This is a genomic window from Mesorhizobium sp., from assembly GCF_004962245.1.
GTDB lineage: Bacteria > Pseudomonadota > Alphaproteobacteria > Rhizobiales > Rhizobiaceae > Mesorhizobium.
The window spans coordinates 21,918-39,016 of the sequence record NZ_SUHQ01000008.1; the positions used below are offsets into that span (position 1 = coordinate 21,918).

Genomic DNA, 17,099 nt, shown 5'->3' on the forward strand with positions numbered 1-17,099 from the left:
GTTCGAAGACCCTGAACCTATCCCGCGGTTACCGCATCATGCGTCCGCCGCTTTCTCGGTGTTGGAAATCTCTTCGTCCCCAACCGCCGTATGATGCGCCGCCAGGAAATTGCCGACATGGCTGAGGCCGTCGAAATGATCGCAGAACACCTTGATGACGACCAGCAGCGGCACTGCCAGCAGCGCGCCGACGAAACCCCACAGCCAGGACCAGAAGGCGATGGCGATGAGGATCGCCACGGCGTTGATCTCGAGCCGCCGGCCGACCACCGTCGGCGTCACGAACTGTCCTTCGACGGTATCGCACAAAATCACGAAGGCCGGCGCCAGCAGCGCGTAGGAGATGCTGTCGAAGCTGATCAGCGCCATGATCGCCACAAGCGTGATCGTAATCGCCGCCCCGATATAGGGCAGGAAATTGAGCAGAGCCGCCGCGGCGCCCCAGACCTGCGGGTTGGGCACGCCGAGCGCCCAGAGGCCGAGTCCGATGACCACGCCCAGGCACGTATTGATGATGGCGACGGTAAGCAGGTAGTGCGAGATCTCGCGTTCGACATCATAGACGACGCGCAGTGCCCGCTTTTTTTCGCTAAGACTTGGGAAGGACTGGACGATCTTCTCATAGAACATCGTGCCGGAGGCGAGCAGGAACAGCGACAGGACGAAGACAATGAGGACGCTGGTGCCCGCCGACAGCAGATTGCCGGCGGCTTGCGAGAGAATGCCGGATTGCGCCATGGATTGCGCTATGGCTACCCTTTGAACGCCCGGTTCCTGGGATGGCTCCGTCAGTCCCTCTATCTGACGCGAAATCTCCACGATCCTTTCGAAAGGACGGCGCAGTTGCGCCAGACGCTCGGTAAGCTGCTGACCAATCGAGGAGGTGTTGTTGATGAGGTCGATGACCGGGCCACTGAGCAGATAGCCGGCCACCGCAAGGACGCTGACCGACAGCATCACCAGCAGTGTCGCCGATATCACGTCCGGCATGCCGTGCTTGCGCAGGAAGCGGACGATCGGCGTCAGCGTCAGCGCCAGCAGGAAAGCCAGAATGACCGGCATGAAGAAGGCCTTGGCGAAGTAGAGCGCGTAGATTGCCATCAGGAGGAAGATGCCGACGAGCAGCGAACGCATCAGATGCGTGTCCCTACGCGCCTCGACGCGCGAATCTGTGCTCTCGGCAGCACCTGCGGCCAAAGCGGCGGGTTCGGCTTTCATTCTGGCCCTCGGCGGCACACCGCGATTGGTGTGCGCTGCTGGCGAAAACGCCTTTGCGGCTTCAAAGTTCCGTTAGCCGGCGTTGATGTATTGGCGGCAGGGCCGTTACGACCTTGCCGATAAATCAGGTGACCAGGAATCAGGCGACTGGGGTTCAGGCGGCCGGCGCGGCCACGGCAGGGATGGTCTTTGCTGTTTCCCTGCGCACGATCGGCGCCACCTTGGTGCCGTAGAGTTCGATCGCCTTCATGATCTTGGTGTGCGGCATGATGCCAATCGCCATTTGCAGCAGGAAGCGATCGTTGCCGAATATCCTGTGCTGGGCAACGATCTTCTCGGCCACCTGTTCCGGATTGCCGACGAACAGCGCGCCGTTCGGGCCGCGCGACTGGTCGAAATGTGCCCTCGACGTCGGACCCCAACCGCGCTCGCGGCCGATGCGGTTCATCACCTCGGCCTGCGGCCCATAAAAATCGTCGGCCGCCTGGTCGGTGGTCTCGGCGATGAAGCCGTGGACGTTGAGGCTGGTGGCCAGGCTCGCCGGATCGTTGCCGGCTCGTTTGGCTGCCTCCCTGTAGATATCGAACAGCGGCGCGAACCGCGCCGGCTCGCCGCCGATGATGGCCAGCGCCAGCGGCAGGCCGAGTGCGCCAGCCCGCGCGGCCGATTGCGGCGTGCCGCCAATCGCGATCCAGATCGGCAATTTGTCCTGGAAGGGCCGGGGATAGACGCCGCGATCGTTGATTGGAGCGCGCAGCCTGCCTGACCAGGTCACCTTGACGCTGTCGCGGATGGCAAGCAACAGGTCGAGTTTTTCGGCAAAGAGCTCGTCATAGTCTTCGAGATCGTAGCCGAACAGCGGAAAGGATTCGATGAACGAGCCGCGCCCGGCCATGATCTCGGCCCGGCCGCCGGACAGAAGGTCAAGCGTCGCAAACTGCTGGAAGACGCGAACCGGATCGTCGGAGGACAGCACGGTGACCGCGCTGGTCAGCTTTATGCGCCTGGTCCGTTCGGCCGCCGCGGCCAGGGCCACGACAGGCGCTGAAGCGGCATAATCGGGGCGGTGATGCTCGCCCAGCCCAAACACGTCGAGGCCGACCTGATCGGCCAGCTCGATCTCCTCGATCAGGTTGCGCAGCCGCTCATGCGCACCGATGGCACCGGGGCCTGGTTCCGGGCTGACGTCGGCGAAGGTGTAGAGACCGAGTTCCATCATGTGTCATCCTTGGCGTTTCGTTTTTCGCGCTACAGGTAGCGATCTGTCTGTCGCGTCGCCAGAGGGGCGGATGGTGAACAGTGCAGGTCGATTTTCCGCCGAATTCAGTCGAAACGGCGTCTCCCGGCTGCAACAGCCTAGAATTTCATGGCTGGCATACCGTTTTGGCGCTTGAACTCTCGGTTTTCACGCGTATGTAAGCCTCGCGAATTGACTTCAGGGAAGTGGACTTGGCTATCTACAGGGAAAAAGACATTTTTGAGCGGCGCAATGCCGCGAACGAGGCAAAGAAGGCGCTTCTGGAGCGCTTCAAGTCGAAACCGGCAGCAGACGATCCAGCGGTGCTGGCACGACAGGCCGAACGTAAGGCAATCCTCGAAGCCCGTGCGATACGCGAGGCCGAAAAGGCCAGGCTGAAGCAGGAAAAGCTGGCGCGCGAGGCGGCCGAAAAGGCCGAGCGCGAAGCTGCTGCCGAAGCAGCGCGCATCGCTGCGGAAGAAGCGGCACAAGCGGAAGCGAAGATCCGGGAAGCCGAAGAGAACGAGCGCATCGCCCGTCTTCTTGCCGACGAGGCCGAACGCAAGGCCAAGCGCGACGCGCGTTATGCGGCGCGCAAGCAGCGGACCGGCAGGACGCCCCCGGGCTTTTCCGCTCGCTAGCGCTTCCTCAGCGCGATCCACGAATCAAACTCAGGGCCGCCTTTCAGCGGCCCTGAGGGCGTTTGTGTTGTGGCCGTGCAGCACTAAGCCGCGAGCTTCAATCCAATGATGCCGCAGACGATGAGTGCGATGCAGGCCAGCCTGATTGCGGTCGCAGGCTCGCCGAGCAGCCAGATACCAAGCAGCGCCGTGCCGACGGTGCCGATGCCGGTCCACACCGCATAGGCCGTGCCGACCGGCAGCGTCTTCAGCGCCAGTCCGAGCAAGGCGAGGCTGACGACCATCGAGACAACGGTCAGGACGGTGGGCATCGGCTTCGAAAAGCCGTCGGTGTATTTAAGGCCGATCGCCCAGCCGATCTCGAACAGGCCGGCGAAGAAGAGAAGAATCCACGACATCGGAACGCTCCATTGGATTGCGGGTCGTCCCGGCCGATTTCGGGGAAAGCGCGAAGCCGTCTTCGCTGCATTGATGTAGAAATTTCGCGCGCCCAATCAACAGCAACACCGGCGGCACTTCAGGACCAATCGCTGACTATCGATTGGTCCTGAAATGCCACCGCCATGACCTTGCGCCGAAACGCCGAGGCTTACCTGTCCTTGAGCTTGATCGCCTTGACGGGCGGTGCCTTCAGGGCCGGGGCAGCGGCTGGTTTCTTCGCGTCCTTCTTCGGCTTGCGGGGCTCTTTGCCCGCCTTCATCGCACCTTTAGCCATGATTCGTTTCCTCCGATTGTGGCAAGCGAAATGAACCAAGAGAAACGCCCGACCGCAAGAGGCATAATCTGGCGCAGGCGCCAGCCGGCCACCGTCGACCGGTTGCTAATTCGCTCGTAAACCGCGTTGGTCCGTGCCATGGTCATTTTGCACTGCAGCAACAGCCCGTGCCCTCGCCGGGTGATGGTCAGCAGGCCGTCAGGACGACAATGCGAATCCATATCGGTTGCGAGATGAGCTTCGACTTTCCGCAGGAAACGCCGCTGATCGCGATGCTCAACGTCCACTATTCCCGCGCGTCCGATCTTGAGCGGCCGGATTTCCTGACTTCGAACCCAACGGTGCCGATCGAAAGCTACCGCGACAGTTTCGGCAATTGGTGCAACCGTCTTGTCGCCCCGCCGGGTCGCTTCGCCTTCGGCACGGACGCCGTGATCCGCGACCCCGGAACCTTCGAGATAGGCGACCTGGTGGCCTGGCAGCACGAAGTGCGCGACCTGCCGTCCGATACGCTGCTGTTCCTGCTGCCGAGCCGCTATTGCGAGAGCGACGTGCTGGCGAACGAGGCATGGCGGCTGTTCGGCCACACACCATCAGGCATTCCACGCGTGCAGGCGGTCTGCGATTTCGTCCACAATCACATCATCTTCAACTATGGCAATGCGCGGCCAACACGCACGGCGGCCGAAGCCTATCGCGAGCGAAGCGGCGTCTGCCGCGACTTTGCTCATCTCGCCGTCGCCTTCTGCCGCGCCTTGAACATCCCGACGCGCTATTGCACCGGCTACATCAGCGACATCGGCCTGCCGAAACCGTGGTCGGACATGGATTTCGCCGCCTGGATGGAGGTCTATCTCGGTGGCCGCTGGCATGCTTTCGACCCACGCAACAATGCGCCGCGCATCGGCCGCATCCTGATCGCCTCCGGCCGCGACGCAGCCGACGTGCCGCTGACCCATATTTTCGGGCCGGGTACGCTGGCCGGTTTCAAGGTCTGGACCGACGAGGTCGTCGAACAGGCGTCGGCGCAGCAGTCGTGAACCACCGGATGGTTCGCGCGTTGTGAATGCCTGTGGAGCTTCGACGGGTGCGCCGTTAAGCTCGAACGCATCGAGGCGCGGCTGAAGGGAGGAATGAAGATGAAAATCGACGGCGGGTGCCATTGCGGTGCCATCACTTACGAGGCGGAGGTCGATCCGGAAAAGACCAATATTTGTCACTGCACCGATTGCCAGCAACTGACGGGCACGGCCTTTCGCGTGACCGTGCCGGCGCCGGAGGACCACTACCGGATCACCAAGGGCACGCCGAAGATCTACATCAAGACCGGATCGAGCGGCGCCAGGCGCGCTCAGGCCTTTTGCGGCGAGTGCGGTTCGCATCTCTACGCCACGTCGGTTGGCGAAGGGCCGAAAGTCTACGGCATCAGGGTTGGCACGGCGCGGCAGCGCGATGAGCTGGTGCCGAGACGGCAGCTATGGCACCGCTCGGCGCTGCACTGGCTGCCGGAATTCGAAGGCACAACGATCATCGAGGAGCAATGACGCCAGATCCGGCCCCGAAGATCCGGCCTCCAAGCTTCCACGCCCCACGTTTCGGCTCAATGTCTCAGTCGTCGTCGACGACCCTTAGTCGCAGCTGACCGGTCTTGGAGTCGGCGATGCGCGCACCCGCTTCGGCCTTCGCGCCCCCATCCATGGTCTCGCCAGTTCCCGCACCTTCCGCCGGCTGAACACCGAACTCCAGCGCCTCGATCTTCTGGCCGCGCTTGGTCACTTTCGATGTCGAGACCAGGATATCGTCGATGTCCTTGGCGGACTGGCCGAAATGGGTCTGCAGCTTGCGCACCCGCTCGTCGAGGCGTGAGACGTCCTCCATCAGCCGGATGACCTCGCCCTGGATCAGATGCGCCTGCTCGCGCATGCGAGCATCCTTGAGGATCGCCTGGATGACCTGGATCGACAGCATCAGCAGCGACGGCGAGACGATGACGATTCGGGCGCGGTGGGCCTTATGGACAATCGCCTCGAAATTTTCGTGGATTTCGGCGAAAACCGATTCCGACGGCACGAACATGAAGGCGGTGTCCTGCGTCTCCCCCTGGATCAGGTATTTTTCGGAAATATCGCGGACATGCACCTCGATGTCGCGCCGAAACGCTTGTGCCGCGACCTTCTGCAAATCGGCGCCTTCGGCGGCACGGATGGCGTTCCAGGCTTCCAGCGGAAACTTTGCGTCGATGGCAAGTGCCGGCGCGCCGTTCGGCATCTTCACCAGGCAGTCGGGCCGGCTGCCGTTCGACAAGGTCGCCTGGAATTCATAGGCGCCGTGCGGCAGGCCGTCGGCGACGATCGCCTCCATGCGCGATTGGCCGAAGGCGCCGCGCGTCTGCTTGTTGGAGAGGATCGCCTGAAGCTGAACGACCTGGCCGGCGAGCGACTGGATGTTGCCCTGCGCCGTATCGATGACCGCCAGCCGTTCCTGCAGCTTGGCGAGGCTCTCATGCGTCGATTTCGTCTGCTCGGTCATGGTCTGGCCGAGACGGCCGGTCATCGCGTCGAGGCGCTGGCCGATCGACTGCGTGAGTTCGGCCTGCCGCGCCCCGAACACTTCGGCGATGGCACCCATGCGGCCCTGCATTTCGGCCTGGCTTGCCAGGATGCCGGCCATCCGCGCCTCGGCGTCACGGGCATGGTCGGCGGCTTCCGCGGCCGCCACCGCACGCGCCTTGGCCGACCGCCAGAGCGCGATGACGAGCGCCATGAACAGGCCCAGGAACAGGATCGCGCCAAATGCCAGTGCGTGGCCGAGCGTGAACGTGGTGGCGCCGAGCCGGGCGACAGGTTCGGACAGGATTGATGTCAGGTCGTTCATATGGGCAGCATAGATGATTCGGCCTGATGGCACAGATCAAAACGTGAACGGCGCTTCAAACACCCCGGTTGACGCTTTTCGCGCGAGGTCTTACGTGAGACGCCATGTCGATCAAGCCGCTCATCATTCTTCCCGATCCCGTCCTGCGCCAGGTTTCGAAACCGGTCGAGCGCGTCGACGGCGCCTTGCGCAAACTGGCCGACGACATGCTGGAGACCATGTATGATGCGCCGGGCATCGGTCTGGCGGCCATCCAGGTCGGCGAACCGTTGCGCATGCTGGTGATCGACCTCGCCAAGGAAGACGAGACGCCGGCGCCGCATGTCTTCATCAATCCCGAGATCCTCGAGAGCGCCGATCAGCGTTCGGTCTACGAGGAGGGTTGCCTGTCGATCCCGGACTACTATGCCGAGGTCGAACGCCCCGCCGCCGTGCGGGTGAAGTATCTCGATCGCGACGGCAAGCTGCAGGAGGTCGAGGCCGAAGGGCTGATGGCGACTTGCCTGCAGCATGAGATCGACCATCTCAACGGCGTTCTGTTCATAGACCACATATCGAAGCTGAAGCGCGACATGGTGGTGAAGAAGTTCAAGAAACTCGCCCGGGAGAAGGCACCGGGCAGCAAGGCGCCCGGCAAGTTGGTGGGATAGGGCTTAAGAATGCCCCTGCGCGTCGTCTTCATGGGTACGCCCGAATTCTCGGTGCCGACGCTGCGGGCGATCGCCGAAGCCGGGCATGAGATAAAGGCCGTCTACACCCAGCCGCCGCGCGCCGCCGGTCGCCGCGGGCTGGAACTGACGCCGTCGCCGGTGCAGCGCGAGGCAGAGCGGCTGGACATCGCGGTGCGAACGCCGGTGTCGCTGAAGAGCGAGGCCGAGCAGCAGGCGTTCCGCGCCTTGCGGGCCGATGTCGCCGTAGTCGTCGCCTATGGATTGCTGTTGCCCAAAGCCATTCTCGAGGCGCCGCGGCTCGGCTGCCTCAATGGCCACGCGTCGCTGTTGCCGCGCTGGCGCGGCGCCGCACCCATCCAGCGCGCCATCATGGCCGGCGATGCCGAAACCGGCATGATGGTGATGCGGATGGGGGAGGGCCTGGACACCGGCCCGGTGGCGATGGTTGAAAAATGCGCCATCAGCCCCGATATGACGGCCGGCGACCTGCACGACCGGTTGATGATCATTGGGGCCGCGCTGATGGTGGAAGCACTGGCCCGGCTGGAAAGAGACGCCCTGACATTCACCACACAGGCGACGGCGGGGGTGACCTACGCCAAAAAGATCGATAAAGCGGAGACGCGCGTGGACTGGACGCGGCCTGCTGGCGAAGTCCACAATCATATTCGCGGCCTGTCGCCCTTTCCCGGCGCATGGTGCGAAACCGAAATTGGCGGCCGCCTGGAACGGCTGAAACTGCTTCGCTCGACGCTTTCGGATGGCGCCGGCGAGCCGGGAGGAATTCTCGACGACCGGCTGACGGTCGCCTGCGGGTCAGGCGCGATCAGGCTGGTCGAAGTTCAACGTGCGGGCGGAAGGCCCATTGCCGTGCAGGAGTTCCTGCGTGGGGCCAAGCTCGAAAAAGGAATGAAGTTCTCATGAGCATGATGTCTATACGCGCGGCGACGCCGCGGGATCGCGAGGCGATCCGCCTCGTCGAGGAACATGCATTCGGCCAGCAGGCGGAGGCCGGACTGGTCGACGCGCTGGTCACCGGCGGCGATGCCGTCGTCGAACTGGTGGCGGACGAAGACGGGCAGGTGGTGGGTCACATCCTGTTTTCGCGGCTTTTCGTGCAGAACGGCGGCAAGAGCTTCCCGGCGGTGGCGCTCGCGCCGCTGGCGGTCGAGCCGTCGTTCCACGGCACCGGCATCGGCGGCGCGCTGGTGCGCGAGGCGCATATCCGCCTGAAGGACGCTGGCGAGGTGCTGGCTGTGGTGCTTGGCGATCCCGCCTATTACGGCCGTTTCGGCTACAGCCACGCACGCGCCGAAAGATTCGAAAGCGAATACCAGGGCGACGCGCTGCAGGCGCTGGCCTGGGGCGAAGCGCCTGAGACCGGCAGGCTGGTCTACGCTTCGGCCTTTGGCTCCGCGCTCGCCGCCTAACCTCATCCTGCTTCAGGAATGCCGCGTTTTCGCCTCGATATCGAATATGACGGCAGCCTCTACGCCGGCTGGCAGCGTCAGGCCGACCAGCCTTCGGTGCAGCAGGCGATCGAGCAGGCGATCGAGAAATTCTGCGGCGAACAGGTCTCGCTGCGCGGCGCCGGCCGCACCGATGCCGGCGTCCACGCGACCGGTCAGGTGGCGCATGTCGATCTCGTCAAGGCGTGGCCTGATGACAAGGTGCGCGATGCCGTCAACGCCCATCTGCAAACGGCCAAGGCGCGCATTGCCATTCTCAAGGCGGCTGTCGTGCCGGATGGCTTCGACGCGCGTTTCTCGGCGACTGGCCGCCACTATCTCTACCGCATCGTCAATCGGCGCGCGCCGGCGGCGCTCGACAAGGGCAAGATCTGGTGGGTACCGAAGCGTCTCGACGCCGAAGCCATGCACGAGGCTGCAAAAGTGCTGTTGGGGCGGCATGATTTCACCACGTTCCGCTCGACCCAATGCCAGGCCGACAGTCCGATCCGGACGCTCGACCGGCTGGATGTCAGCCGGGTGGGCGATCTGATCGAAGTGAGGGCCTCGGCGCGCTCTTTCCTGCACAATCAGGTGCGCTCCATGGTCGGTTCGCTGAAGCGCGTCGGCGAAGGCGGCTGGACAATTGCCGACTTGAAGGCGGCGCTCGATGCGCGCGACCGCGCGGCCTGTGGCCAGGTAGCGCCGCCAGACGGACTTTTTCTCGTCGGTGTGGACTATCCGCAGGCGTCCGGATGACGCGGCCAGATATGCAATCAGCGCGCGCATAAATGACAGCTCGACGCCTCACGGTCGGCGCGATTTCCTCGCGCAGCCAACGTTCAGACTTGCTTCAGGCCCCGGTTCCGCTCGGTACGGTGATTCCGAGCAGCGCCTCCATGCCGAACCAAACCGCCAGCGACGCCGCGAACATGCCAACGAAGACAGTGGTGCCGACGGCGGCACCCCTGCCGATGGCGACATTCGTCATCCGCCAGGTCAGGACCATCGACAGCGCAAACAAAAGCAGCGCTACCAGCACGGCGAACTCGTTGGTGGACGGCAGGAAAAGCCTGATCAACGCCGCCGGCAGCATCATCCAGGCGATGATCGCCGACGCCCAGTTGCTGGCGACGACATAGTGGACGAAGCGCCCGCCGATGCCGGCACGCGGTGCGACAAGGGCAAGGCCGACAAGCGGCAACACCCAGGTGCTGATGTCGACCGTCGCCAGACGGATCAGCATGCTGAAGCGCCCCGCGAATGCATTGGGATCGCCGATCTCGTTGGCAAGGCCGACCCAACCGACAATCAGCGCCGGTGTCGCGACGACGATGGCGAAGAAGGAATTCCAGAAACCGTCGGCCGAAAGGTCGAGCAGGCGCAGTCCGTCGGGCTTGCCGAGCATCAGTCGCCAGGCGCCGGTCAGCGAAGCATAGGTTTCATCCGACGAAAGCATGATTACGATACGCCTCGCTCGAACCAGTCTTCGATGAAGCGCTGATAGATCTGCGTCAGCGTCTCCAGGTCGGCAAGCGCGACGCGTTCATCGACCATGTGCATGGTCTTGCCGACCAGCCCGAACTCGACCACCGGACAATAGTCCTTGATGAAGCGCGCGTCGGAGGTGCCGCCGGAGGTGGAAAGCGCCGGTTTCCTGCCGATCACCGCCTTGACCGAACCGCTGAGCGCTTCGATCAGCCGGTCGTCGCGGGTGAGGAAGACGTGGCTCGGCCGGTCGCGCCAGACGAGCTCGTAATCGACAGGCGTCGCCTTGCCGGCCCGATATTTCTTGCGCTTCGCCGCCTTGTCCAGACGGTTGTGGATTTCCGCCTGGATGGTCTCGGCGGTCCATGTGTCGTTGAAGCGGATGTTGAAGGTGGCGGTCGCCTTCGCCGGAATGACGTTGGTGGCCGGATTGCCGACATCGATCGAGGTCACCTCCAGGTTGGTCGCCTGGAAATCCTTTGTGCCCTTGTCGAAGACGGGATGCAGCAAGGCGTCGGCCAGCGTCATCAGCCCGCGCACCGGATTGTCGGCAAGCTGCGGATAGGCGGCGTGGCCCTGGCGGCCGTTGACGACGATGCTGCCGGACAAAGAGCCGCGCCGGCCGATCTTGATCATGTCGCCGAGCGCGTCGGGGTTGGTTGGCTCGCCGACGATAGACGCATCCCATTTCTCGCCCCTGGCGGCCGCCCATTCGAGCAGCTTTGTCGTGCCGTTGATGGCCGGTCCTTCTTCGTCGCCGGTGATCAGCAGCGAGACCGAGCCTTTCGGGCCGCCTTTCGACTCGACATGGCGCGCCACCGCGGCGATGAAACAGGCGATGCCGCCCTTCATGTCGACGGCGCCGCGACCGAACATCTCGCCCTTGGCGACCTCGGCGGCGAAAGGCGGGTGCGTCCACGAGGCCTCGTCGCCGACCGGCACCACGTCGGTGTGCCCGGCGAACATCAGATGCGGCCCGTTGCCGGAGCGGCGCGCATAGAGATTTTCGATATCGGGCGTGCCGTCCTCGGAAAACACCGGGCGCTCGACGGAAAAGCCGAGGGGCTTCAGCATTGTTGCCAGCGCATCCAAGGCTCCACCTTCGGCAGGCGTCACAGAGGCGCAGCGGATCAGGGCGGCGAGATTTGCGGCGGGGTCGGTCGGCAAGGTCATGGGCAAAAGCGATAGTCGAAAGAGCAAGGCCTGTCACGGTCAGACATAAGGGCCAGACATGCCGCCGACATTATGGTTTTCAGGTCGTATAGTCGCAGGCCAGAGCGGGATATTGGATGGACGGAGGCGACAAAAGGATCGTCATTGCCGGCGCCGGCAGCATTGGCTGCTATGCTGGCGGTTGCCTGGCGCTTGCCGGACGGCAGGTGATTCTGCTGGCACGGCCGCGCATCGGCGAGGCCTTGCGAAAGCATGGGTTGCGAGTCACCGACCTTGATGGCCGCGACCGCCTCATCAGGGCTGATGCACTTTCGGTCACCACCGATCCGGCGGTTGCCTTGCCCGGTGCCGAAATGATCCTGGTAACGGTCAAGAGCGGCGCGACGCAAGAGATGGCGGCTCTCATTGCCGCCCATGCCAGCCCGGATGCGGTGGTGGTCAGCCTGCAGAATGGCGTCGGCAATGCCGACAGGCTGCGGGCCGGGCTCGCCGGGCGACGCGTGCTCGCCGGCATGGTGCCGTTCAACGTGGTCCAGTCACCGGACGGCGAATTGCCGCTTCGCGTGCATCGCGCCAGCGAAGGCAAAGTGATGATCGAAGACGGGGGATCTGGCCTCGTCGATCTCCTCGATGTCGACGGGTTTGCCGTCACCGCGCACGGCGACATGACAGCGGTGCTGTGGGGCAAGCTGCTGCTCAATCTGAACAACGCGCTGGTGGCGCTTTGCGGCCTGCCGCTGGCAACGCAACTGGCCGACCGCCGCTGGCGGCTGATCCTGGCCGGTCAGATCGACGAGGCGTTGGCTGCAATGCGGGCTTCGAGCATCGAGCCGGCACGCATCGCCGGCCTGCGCCCGGCGCTGCTGCCAAAAGTGCTCCGTCTGCCCGACTGGCTGTTCAAGATCCTGGCACGGCGGTTGCTCGCGATCGACCCCGAAGCGCGCTCGTCGATGTGGGACGATCTGCAGCGCGGCCGGCCGACCGAGATCGATGAACTGCAAGGCGCGATCTTGCGTCTGGCGGACAGAGCGGGCACGCCGGCGCCACTGATATGGCGGATCACGGCGCTGGTGCGCACGGCAGAGCAGGAAAGGCGTGGATCACCGGGCCTGACACCGGAGGCCATCATGGCGGCGGGCGGCCCCCAATGATCGGTGGGATCGTCAGTTCGCGGCCCGCACATGCGCGCGGTAACGGCCCTTGCCGGTGCGCTTGGCTTCGTAGAGCGCGTGATCGGAACAGGTGAGGAGAACTTCCGGCTCGCTGCCGTCGGCAGGGGCGAAAGCGCTTCCGATACTCAACCCGATGTGTATGGCGCTGCCCACACCAAGGTCGAAAGGCAACGAAATCCTCTCGATGGCCCGTTTTGCCAGGTAGGTGGCTTCGATCTCGGATGTGCCGTGCAGCAGGATGACGAATTCGTCACCTCCGATGCGAAAGACCATATCCTCCGCTCGGAAAGCGCGTTTCAATCGTTCGGCCACCTTGCGCAGCAGAATATCGCCGACCGCGTGGCCGAAGCGGTCATTGACGCGCTTGAAGCCGTCGAGATCCATGCTGAGAACGGCAAACGGCCTGCCGCCGTTCGCGGCCGGCGCCGCAAGCTCGCCGCACAGGTCGCGCAGTTTCTCCTGAAGGAAGATGCGGTTTGGCAGGCCGGTCAGCGCGTCCTTGATCGCCAGATCGCGATTGTCCAGTTCGGCGCGGATCATGCGGGCGTTGATCGCATGATTCTGAAGCAGCACGACGATGACGCCGGCCACATAGAACGGCATTTGAATTCCGACGATCGACATTCCAGGCGCCGGAGAAAACAGCGCGCCGACCAGATAGGGCAGGCTTACGGCCAGCATGACGAATATGGCGTAGCGCGGGGTCGCTGCGTTGCGTGACGACACCACGCCGACGACGCCTGCGACATTCAAGCCAGCCAGCACGGCGAGCGCCATATGCCCGCTGGCGACGCAGCCATAGCAGCCGAGGCCGAAAATCACCGACCACACGGCACCGGCGGCCATGAGGGCTGCCAGAGGCCCCTTTCCCCTGCGTTTGCGGGCCTGCTCGCACTCCCGCATCAGCAGGAAGCGGACGGCAAATAGGATCAGGTCGGCCGCGATCCAGGCGTAAGGCCACCGGTCCCCGGTGATGACCGCGGCGCTGACTGCCAGCACCAGCACGCTGATGGTGCCGAACAGGACAGCGAATTTGCGGTCGAAGGTGGTGTCGAGAAGCCGCGCGTGGACAGCTTCCGGTTCCGCTCTCATCGGCGAAGAAAACCAGGCGAACAGCCGCGCGCCGACGCTTCGCTTTCCGCGCGCTCTTGGGTTGGCCAGGGGTTTCTCGTGTGCCAGTCGGGTGCTCCGTGTCGGTCGACACAGTCTCCACGGGCATGCTGGATCAAGGTGATTAAGATTCGCTTAGATATCTGGACATGCCGACCGCGGGGGACCGTCGATCAGTGTGACGATCGGTGACGCGTTTTTCCGGCCGCTCGGCGGTTTCGATGATCAGTTACGAATCAAGCGTGCGGTAGCGCATGGCTAGATACCCGACCGACGCTCAGGGTTCGGCCGGAGCATTGGTGCGTTTGCCATAGCGGTTGGGTCCGGGATCACTTTTGAAAAAGGCCAGGATGACAAGGAGAATGGCGCCGACGACGAGAGAGATCAATGCGTAGTAGGTAGGCTTGCCGAAATCATGGAACCGCTTCGCCGTCAGCGCAAAGGTCGACCACGTCGAGACAACCACGGCGATCCACCAGGCGAGCGCCCAGTACTGGCTTGCGGCCGTGCCGAGTGGCGTTCGCGAGAACTGATAGAGCAGGAAAAGTTGAACGAGGAGGGGCAAAAGACCAGCCAAAACGTAGGCACTGGGATTCACTCGCCCGGAGAGGCTGAAGAAAAGCCATAGAAATCGAGGTCTGTCGGGCAATCGGGTGCGTCCGTTTTTTCAAGGATCAATCGCGAAGCAGTTCATTGATCGAGGTTTTGGAACGGGTCCTGGCATCGACCCGCTTGACGATGACGGCGCAGTAGAGGCTCGGACCGGGCTCGCCACTGGGCAATGGCTTGCCGGGCAGCGAGCCGGCGACGACGACGGAATTGGCCGGCACTTCGCCGTAGAAGACCTCGCCGGTGGCACGGTCGACGATCTTGGTCGACTGGCCGATGAAGACGCCCATGCCGAGCACCGAGCCCTCGCGCACGATGCAGCCTTCGACCACTTCGGAACGCGCGCCGATGAAGCAATTGTCCTCGATGATGGTGGGGCCGGCCTGCATCGGCTCCAGCACGCCGCCGATGCCGACGCCGCCCGACAGATGCACGTTCTTGCCGATCTGCGCGCAAGAGCCGACCGAGGCCCAGGTGTCGACCATGGTGCCGCTGTCGACATAGGCGCCGACATTGACGAAGGATGGCATCAGCACGGCACCCGGCGCGACATAGGCCGAACGCCGTACGATCGATGACGGCACGGCGCGGAAACCTGCCTTCTCGAAATCGACGGCACTCCAGCCGTCGAATTTCGACGGCACCTTGTCCCACCACACGGCCTGGCCGGGACCGCCCTTGATGATCTCCATCGGATTGAGCCGGAAGGACAACAGCACCGCTTTCTTCAGCCACTGGTTGACATGCCATGTGCCGTCGGCCTCGCGCTCGGCGACGCGGACGATGCCGCGGTCGAGCAGGTCGAGCGCCGACTGGATGGCGTCGTGCGTCGCGCCGCGGGTTGCCGTCGAAATCGCGTCGCGTTCCTCGAAGGCTTTTTCGATGGTGTTTTCGAGGTTCGCCAGATCGGGCTTCGACATGAATTCGCTCCATTACCAAGCTGTTAAGGGGCCGCACCTTAACCTGTTTGAAAGTCGCGCGGACCCTATGTGAAGGTCGAGTAGGGGTCAATCGCGGCTGCGTCACGGGACGGCGCAAGTGAATGATTTGGACGGGTAGGTAATATGAACCCTATGGAAAAGGCGGGGTGGACGCCGCTGCCGCATTCGGACGAGGATCTGGAGCGGTCGAAAAGCGTGCCGGACACGCCGCAGACGCGCGCCGAGACCTATCGGTTGGCCTGGAACGATCCCGATTTCATGACACGGCGCGAGTTGCGTGCGGTGCGGCTGCAGCTCGAACTCCTGAAGCCGGAGATGATCCTGGCCGAACGCGGCATCCATTCGACCGTCATCCTGTTCGGCGGGGCGCGTATCCCCGAGCCGGGCGGTGAAGCCTGGGCGGCCAAGAACGAGACGCAGAAGAAGAACCTCGAGGAAAACAGCAAATATTACGAGGAGGCGCGCAGGTTCGCCCGCCTCTGCTCGCAGCAGTCGGCCGTCTCCTATTATCGCGAATTCGTCGTGGTGACAGGCGGCGGACCCGGCGTCATGGAGGCAGGCAACCGCGGCGCCGACGACGTCGGCGCACCGTCGATCGGCCTCAACATCGTGTTGCCGCACGAGCAGGCGCCGAATGCCTATGTGACGCCGGAGCTCTGTTTCAATTTCCACTATTTCGCGGTCCGAAAGATGCATTTCGTCATGCGCGCCAAGGCTGTCGCGGTGTTTCCGGGCGGCTTCGGCACGATGGACGAATTCTTCGAGACGCTGACCCTGATACAGACCGGCCGCATGGAACGCGTGCCGGTAATCCTGTTCGGCAAGGCTTTCTGGAAAAAGGCGATCGACCTCGACTTCCTCGCCGAGCAAGGCACGATCACCCCCGGGGACCAGGACATCATCGATTTGGTCGATACCGCCGACGAAGCCTGGGGGATTATCAGCCGCTTCTACGAGCTATAAGGGCTGCCGGTCGCGTGGCCGACCGGGCTATCTTTTTCCGATTGCCCTGGCGTGGTCAAGCCTGAATGAAACAAAGCGCCGATCAGGCGGGAGGCGGCTTCAGGCTGGAACCTCGACGATCGCGGTGAGGAATTCGGCAAGATCGTCGGTGACGAAATCCACGTCGTCCTCGTTGGCCGGGTCACGTTCCCAGATTTCCGAGAAGGTAGGCTCGAAGTTGCGCGGCACGACCAGCACCGTGGTCATGCCCAGCGATTTCGGCACGGACAGGTTGCGGGCCAGATCCTCGAACATCACCGCATTGTGGCCGGTGACGGCGTGGAGTTCCGCAAACTTCTCGTAGGTCTGGCGCGCCGGCTTGGGGTTCAATCCGGCGGCGACGATGTCGAAGATGTCGTCGAAATGCTCGAGGATGCCGAGTTGGCGCGCGGTGCGTTCGGCATGCCTGCGGTCGCCATTGGTGAAGATGAACTTGCGGCCGGGAAGCTGGCGGATGGCGGTGCCGAGAACGGGATCGGGCACCAGCCAGGAATAGTCGATGTCATGGACCTTCTCGAGAAAGTCGTCGGGATCGATGCCGTGGCGCGTCATCAAACCGTTCAGCGTCGTGCCGTATTCCCGGTAAAGTTCCTTCTGCAGCTTGCGGGCATCGTCGCGCGGCAGCGTCAGCAGTTCTCCGATATAGGCGGTCATCTTCACGTCGATCTGCGAGAACAGGTTCGAATGATGCGGATAGAGCGTGTTGTCGAGGTCGAACACCCAGTCGGTGACATGGGCAAAGCGGGCGGGGTCCGGGAACGTGGTCATGCAGCCCTTATGGCACGAAACGGTGCTTTTGG

The 17,099-nt window shown here is 63.4% G+C and carries 20 protein-coding genes; 9 read left to right on the plus strand and 11 right to left on the minus strand.

Annotation, left to right across the window (positions count from 1 at the left end; translation table 11 throughout):
• Window positions 1–36 precede the first annotated feature (36 nt).
• Together E5X88_RS10445 and E5X88_RS10450 are read right to left on the minus strand one after the other, a co-directional pair.
• On the minus strand, window positions 37–1,218 hold the full coding sequence (locus E5X88_RS10445; RefSeq protein WP_292161093.1) for an AI-2E family transporter: 1,182 nt from the start codon (window positions 1,216–1,218) through the stop codon (window positions 37–39).
• A gap of 154 nt (window positions 1,219–1,372) precedes the next feature.
• A complete protein-coding gene (locus tag E5X88_RS10450) occupies window positions 1,373–2,434 on the minus strand; it encodes an LLM class flavin-dependent oxidoreductase (protein ID WP_292161337.1) in 1,062 nt (353 codons plus the stop codon).
• A 233-nt stretch (window positions 2,435–2,667) separates the two neighbouring features.
• On the opposite strand from E5X88_RS10450, the gene E5X88_RS10455 reads away from it, so the two are divergent.
• Complete coding sequence (locus tag E5X88_RS10455) at window positions 2,668–3,096, plus strand: DUF6481 family protein (protein WP_097571857.1); 429 nt, start codon at window positions 2,668–2,670, stop codon at window positions 3,094–3,096.
• Window positions 3,097–3,179: 83 nt separating this feature from the next.
• Here the strand turns inward: E5X88_RS10455 and sugE are convergent, their stop codons facing one another.
• Both sugE and E5X88_RS10465 read right to left on the minus strand, forming a co-directional pair.
• A complete protein-coding gene (sugE, locus tag E5X88_RS10460) occupies window positions 3,180–3,494 on the minus strand; it encodes a quaternary ammonium compound efflux SMR transporter SugE (RefSeq protein ID WP_292161099.1) in 315 nt (104 codons plus the stop codon).
• A 191-nt stretch (window positions 3,495–3,685) separates the two neighbouring features.
• The gene (locus E5X88_RS10465) at window positions 3,686–3,811 is read right to left on the minus strand and encodes a hypothetical protein (protein WP_292161101.1); all 126 of its coding nucleotides are present in this window, start codon (window positions 3,809–3,811) and stop codon (window positions 3,686–3,688) included.
• Window positions 3,812–4,020: 209 nt separating this feature from the next.
• Between E5X88_RS10465 and E5X88_RS10470 the strand changes: the two genes are divergently transcribed.
• On the plus strand, window positions 4,021–4,851 hold the full coding sequence (locus tag E5X88_RS10470; RefSeq protein WP_292161103.1) for a transglutaminase family protein: 831 nt from the start codon (window positions 4,021–4,023) through the stop codon (window positions 4,849–4,851).
• Window positions 4,852–4,950: 99 nt separating this feature from the next.
• Window positions 4,951–5,355 carry a GFA family protein gene (locus E5X88_RS10475; RefSeq protein ID WP_292161107.1) on the plus strand — a complete coding sequence of 135 codons (405 nt, stop codon included), beginning with the start codon at window positions 4,951–4,953 and terminating at the stop codon, window positions 5,353–5,355.
• A gap of 64 nt (window positions 5,356–5,419) precedes the next feature.
• Here E5X88_RS10475 and E5X88_RS10480 read toward each other — a convergent pair whose 3' ends face one another.
• Window positions 5,420–6,685 (minus strand): DNA recombination protein RmuC, encoded by a 1,266-nt coding sequence (locus E5X88_RS10480; RefSeq protein ID WP_292161109.1) that lies wholly within the window; start codon window positions 6,683–6,685, stop codon window positions 5,420–5,422.
• Window positions 6,686–6,789: 104 nt separating this feature from the next.
• On the opposite strand from E5X88_RS10480, the gene def reads away from it, so the two are divergent.
• Genes def through truA form a run of 4 tightly spaced genes read left to right on the plus strand, consistent with a single transcriptional unit; the run spans window position 6,790 to window position 9,563 of the window.
• Complete coding sequence (gene def, locus E5X88_RS10485) at window positions 6,790–7,335, plus strand: peptide deformylase (RefSeq protein WP_292161111.1); 546 nt, start codon at window positions 6,790–6,792, stop codon at window positions 7,333–7,335.
• A gap of 15 nt (window positions 7,336–7,350) precedes the next feature.
• Complete coding sequence (gene fmt, locus E5X88_RS10490) at window positions 7,351–8,280, plus strand: methionyl-tRNA formyltransferase (protein WP_292161338.1); 930 nt, start codon at window positions 7,351–7,353, stop codon at window positions 8,278–8,280.
• On the plus strand, window positions 8,277–8,786 hold the full coding sequence (locus E5X88_RS10495) for a GNAT family N-acetyltransferase (RefSeq protein ID WP_292161121.1): 510 nt from the start codon (window positions 8,277–8,279) through the stop codon (window positions 8,784–8,786). The genes fmt and E5X88_RS10495 overlap by 4 nt, the downstream gene beginning before the upstream one ends.
• Before the next feature lie 18 nt (window positions 8,787–8,804).
• Window positions 8,805–9,563, plus strand: a complete 759-nt coding sequence (gene truA / locus E5X88_RS10500; protein WP_292161124.1) for a tRNA pseudouridine(38-40) synthase TruA — start codon at window positions 8,805–8,807, stop codon at window positions 9,561–9,563.
• A gap of 94 nt (window positions 9,564–9,657) precedes the next feature.
• On the opposite strand, the gene E5X88_RS10505 is transcribed toward truA, so the two are convergent.
• Both E5X88_RS10505 and dapE read right to left on the minus strand, forming a co-directional pair.
• Complete coding sequence (locus tag E5X88_RS10505) at window positions 9,658–10,263, minus strand: transporter (RefSeq protein ID WP_292161126.1); 606 nt, start codon at window positions 10,261–10,263, stop codon at window positions 9,658–9,660.
• A 2-nt stretch (window positions 10,264–10,265) separates the two neighbouring features.
• Window positions 10,266–11,465 carry a succinyl-diaminopimelate desuccinylase gene (dapE, locus tag E5X88_RS10510; RefSeq protein WP_292161128.1) on the minus strand — a complete coding sequence of 400 codons (1,200 nt, stop codon included), beginning with the start codon at window positions 11,463–11,465 and terminating at the stop codon, window positions 10,266–10,268.
• Between the two features lie 116 nt (window positions 11,466–11,581).
• Here dapE and E5X88_RS10515 point away from each other — a divergent pair, with 116 nt between their 5' ends.
• Window positions 11,582–12,616, plus strand: coding sequence for a 2-dehydropantoate 2-reductase (locus E5X88_RS10515; protein ID WP_292161130.1), 1,035 nt, complete (start codon window positions 11,582–11,584; stop codon window positions 12,614–12,616).
• Window positions 12,617–12,628: 12 nt separating this feature from the next.
• Here E5X88_RS10515 and E5X88_RS10520 read toward each other — a convergent pair whose 3' ends face one another.
• From E5X88_RS10520 to dapD, 3 genes are all read right to left on the minus strand, one after another.
• Window positions 12,629–13,729, minus strand: a complete 1,101-nt coding sequence (locus E5X88_RS10520; protein WP_292161132.1) for a GGDEF domain-containing protein — start codon at window positions 13,727–13,729, stop codon at window positions 12,629–12,631.
• Between the two features lie 295 nt (window positions 13,730–14,024).
• Window positions 14,025–14,396, minus strand: a complete 372-nt coding sequence (locus tag E5X88_RS10525; RefSeq protein WP_292161134.1) for a DUF805 domain-containing protein — start codon at window positions 14,394–14,396, stop codon at window positions 14,025–14,027.
• A gap of 25 nt (window positions 14,397–14,421) precedes the next feature.
• The gene (gene dapD, locus E5X88_RS10530; RefSeq protein ID WP_292161136.1) at window positions 14,422–15,276 is read right to left on the minus strand and encodes a 2,3,4,5-tetrahydropyridine-2,6-dicarboxylate N-succinyltransferase; all 855 of its coding nucleotides are present in this window, start codon (window positions 15,274–15,276) and stop codon (window positions 14,422–14,424) included.
• 144 nt (window positions 15,277–15,420) lie between these two features.
• Between dapD and E5X88_RS10535 the strand changes: the two genes are divergently transcribed.
• Window positions 15,421–16,260: an LOG family protein gene (locus tag E5X88_RS10535; RefSeq protein ID WP_292161138.1), complete on the plus strand. Its 840-nt coding sequence runs from the start codon at window positions 15,421–15,423 to the stop codon at window positions 16,258–16,260.
• Between the two features lie 99 nt (window positions 16,261–16,359).
• Here E5X88_RS10535 and E5X88_RS10540 read toward each other — a convergent pair whose 3' ends face one another.
• Window positions 16,360–17,067 carry a pyrimidine 5'-nucleotidase gene (locus tag E5X88_RS10540; RefSeq protein WP_292161140.1) on the minus strand — a complete coding sequence of 236 codons (708 nt, stop codon included), beginning with the start codon at window positions 17,065–17,067 and terminating at the stop codon, window positions 16,360–16,362.
• Window positions 17,068–17,099: the final 32 nt, after the last annotated feature.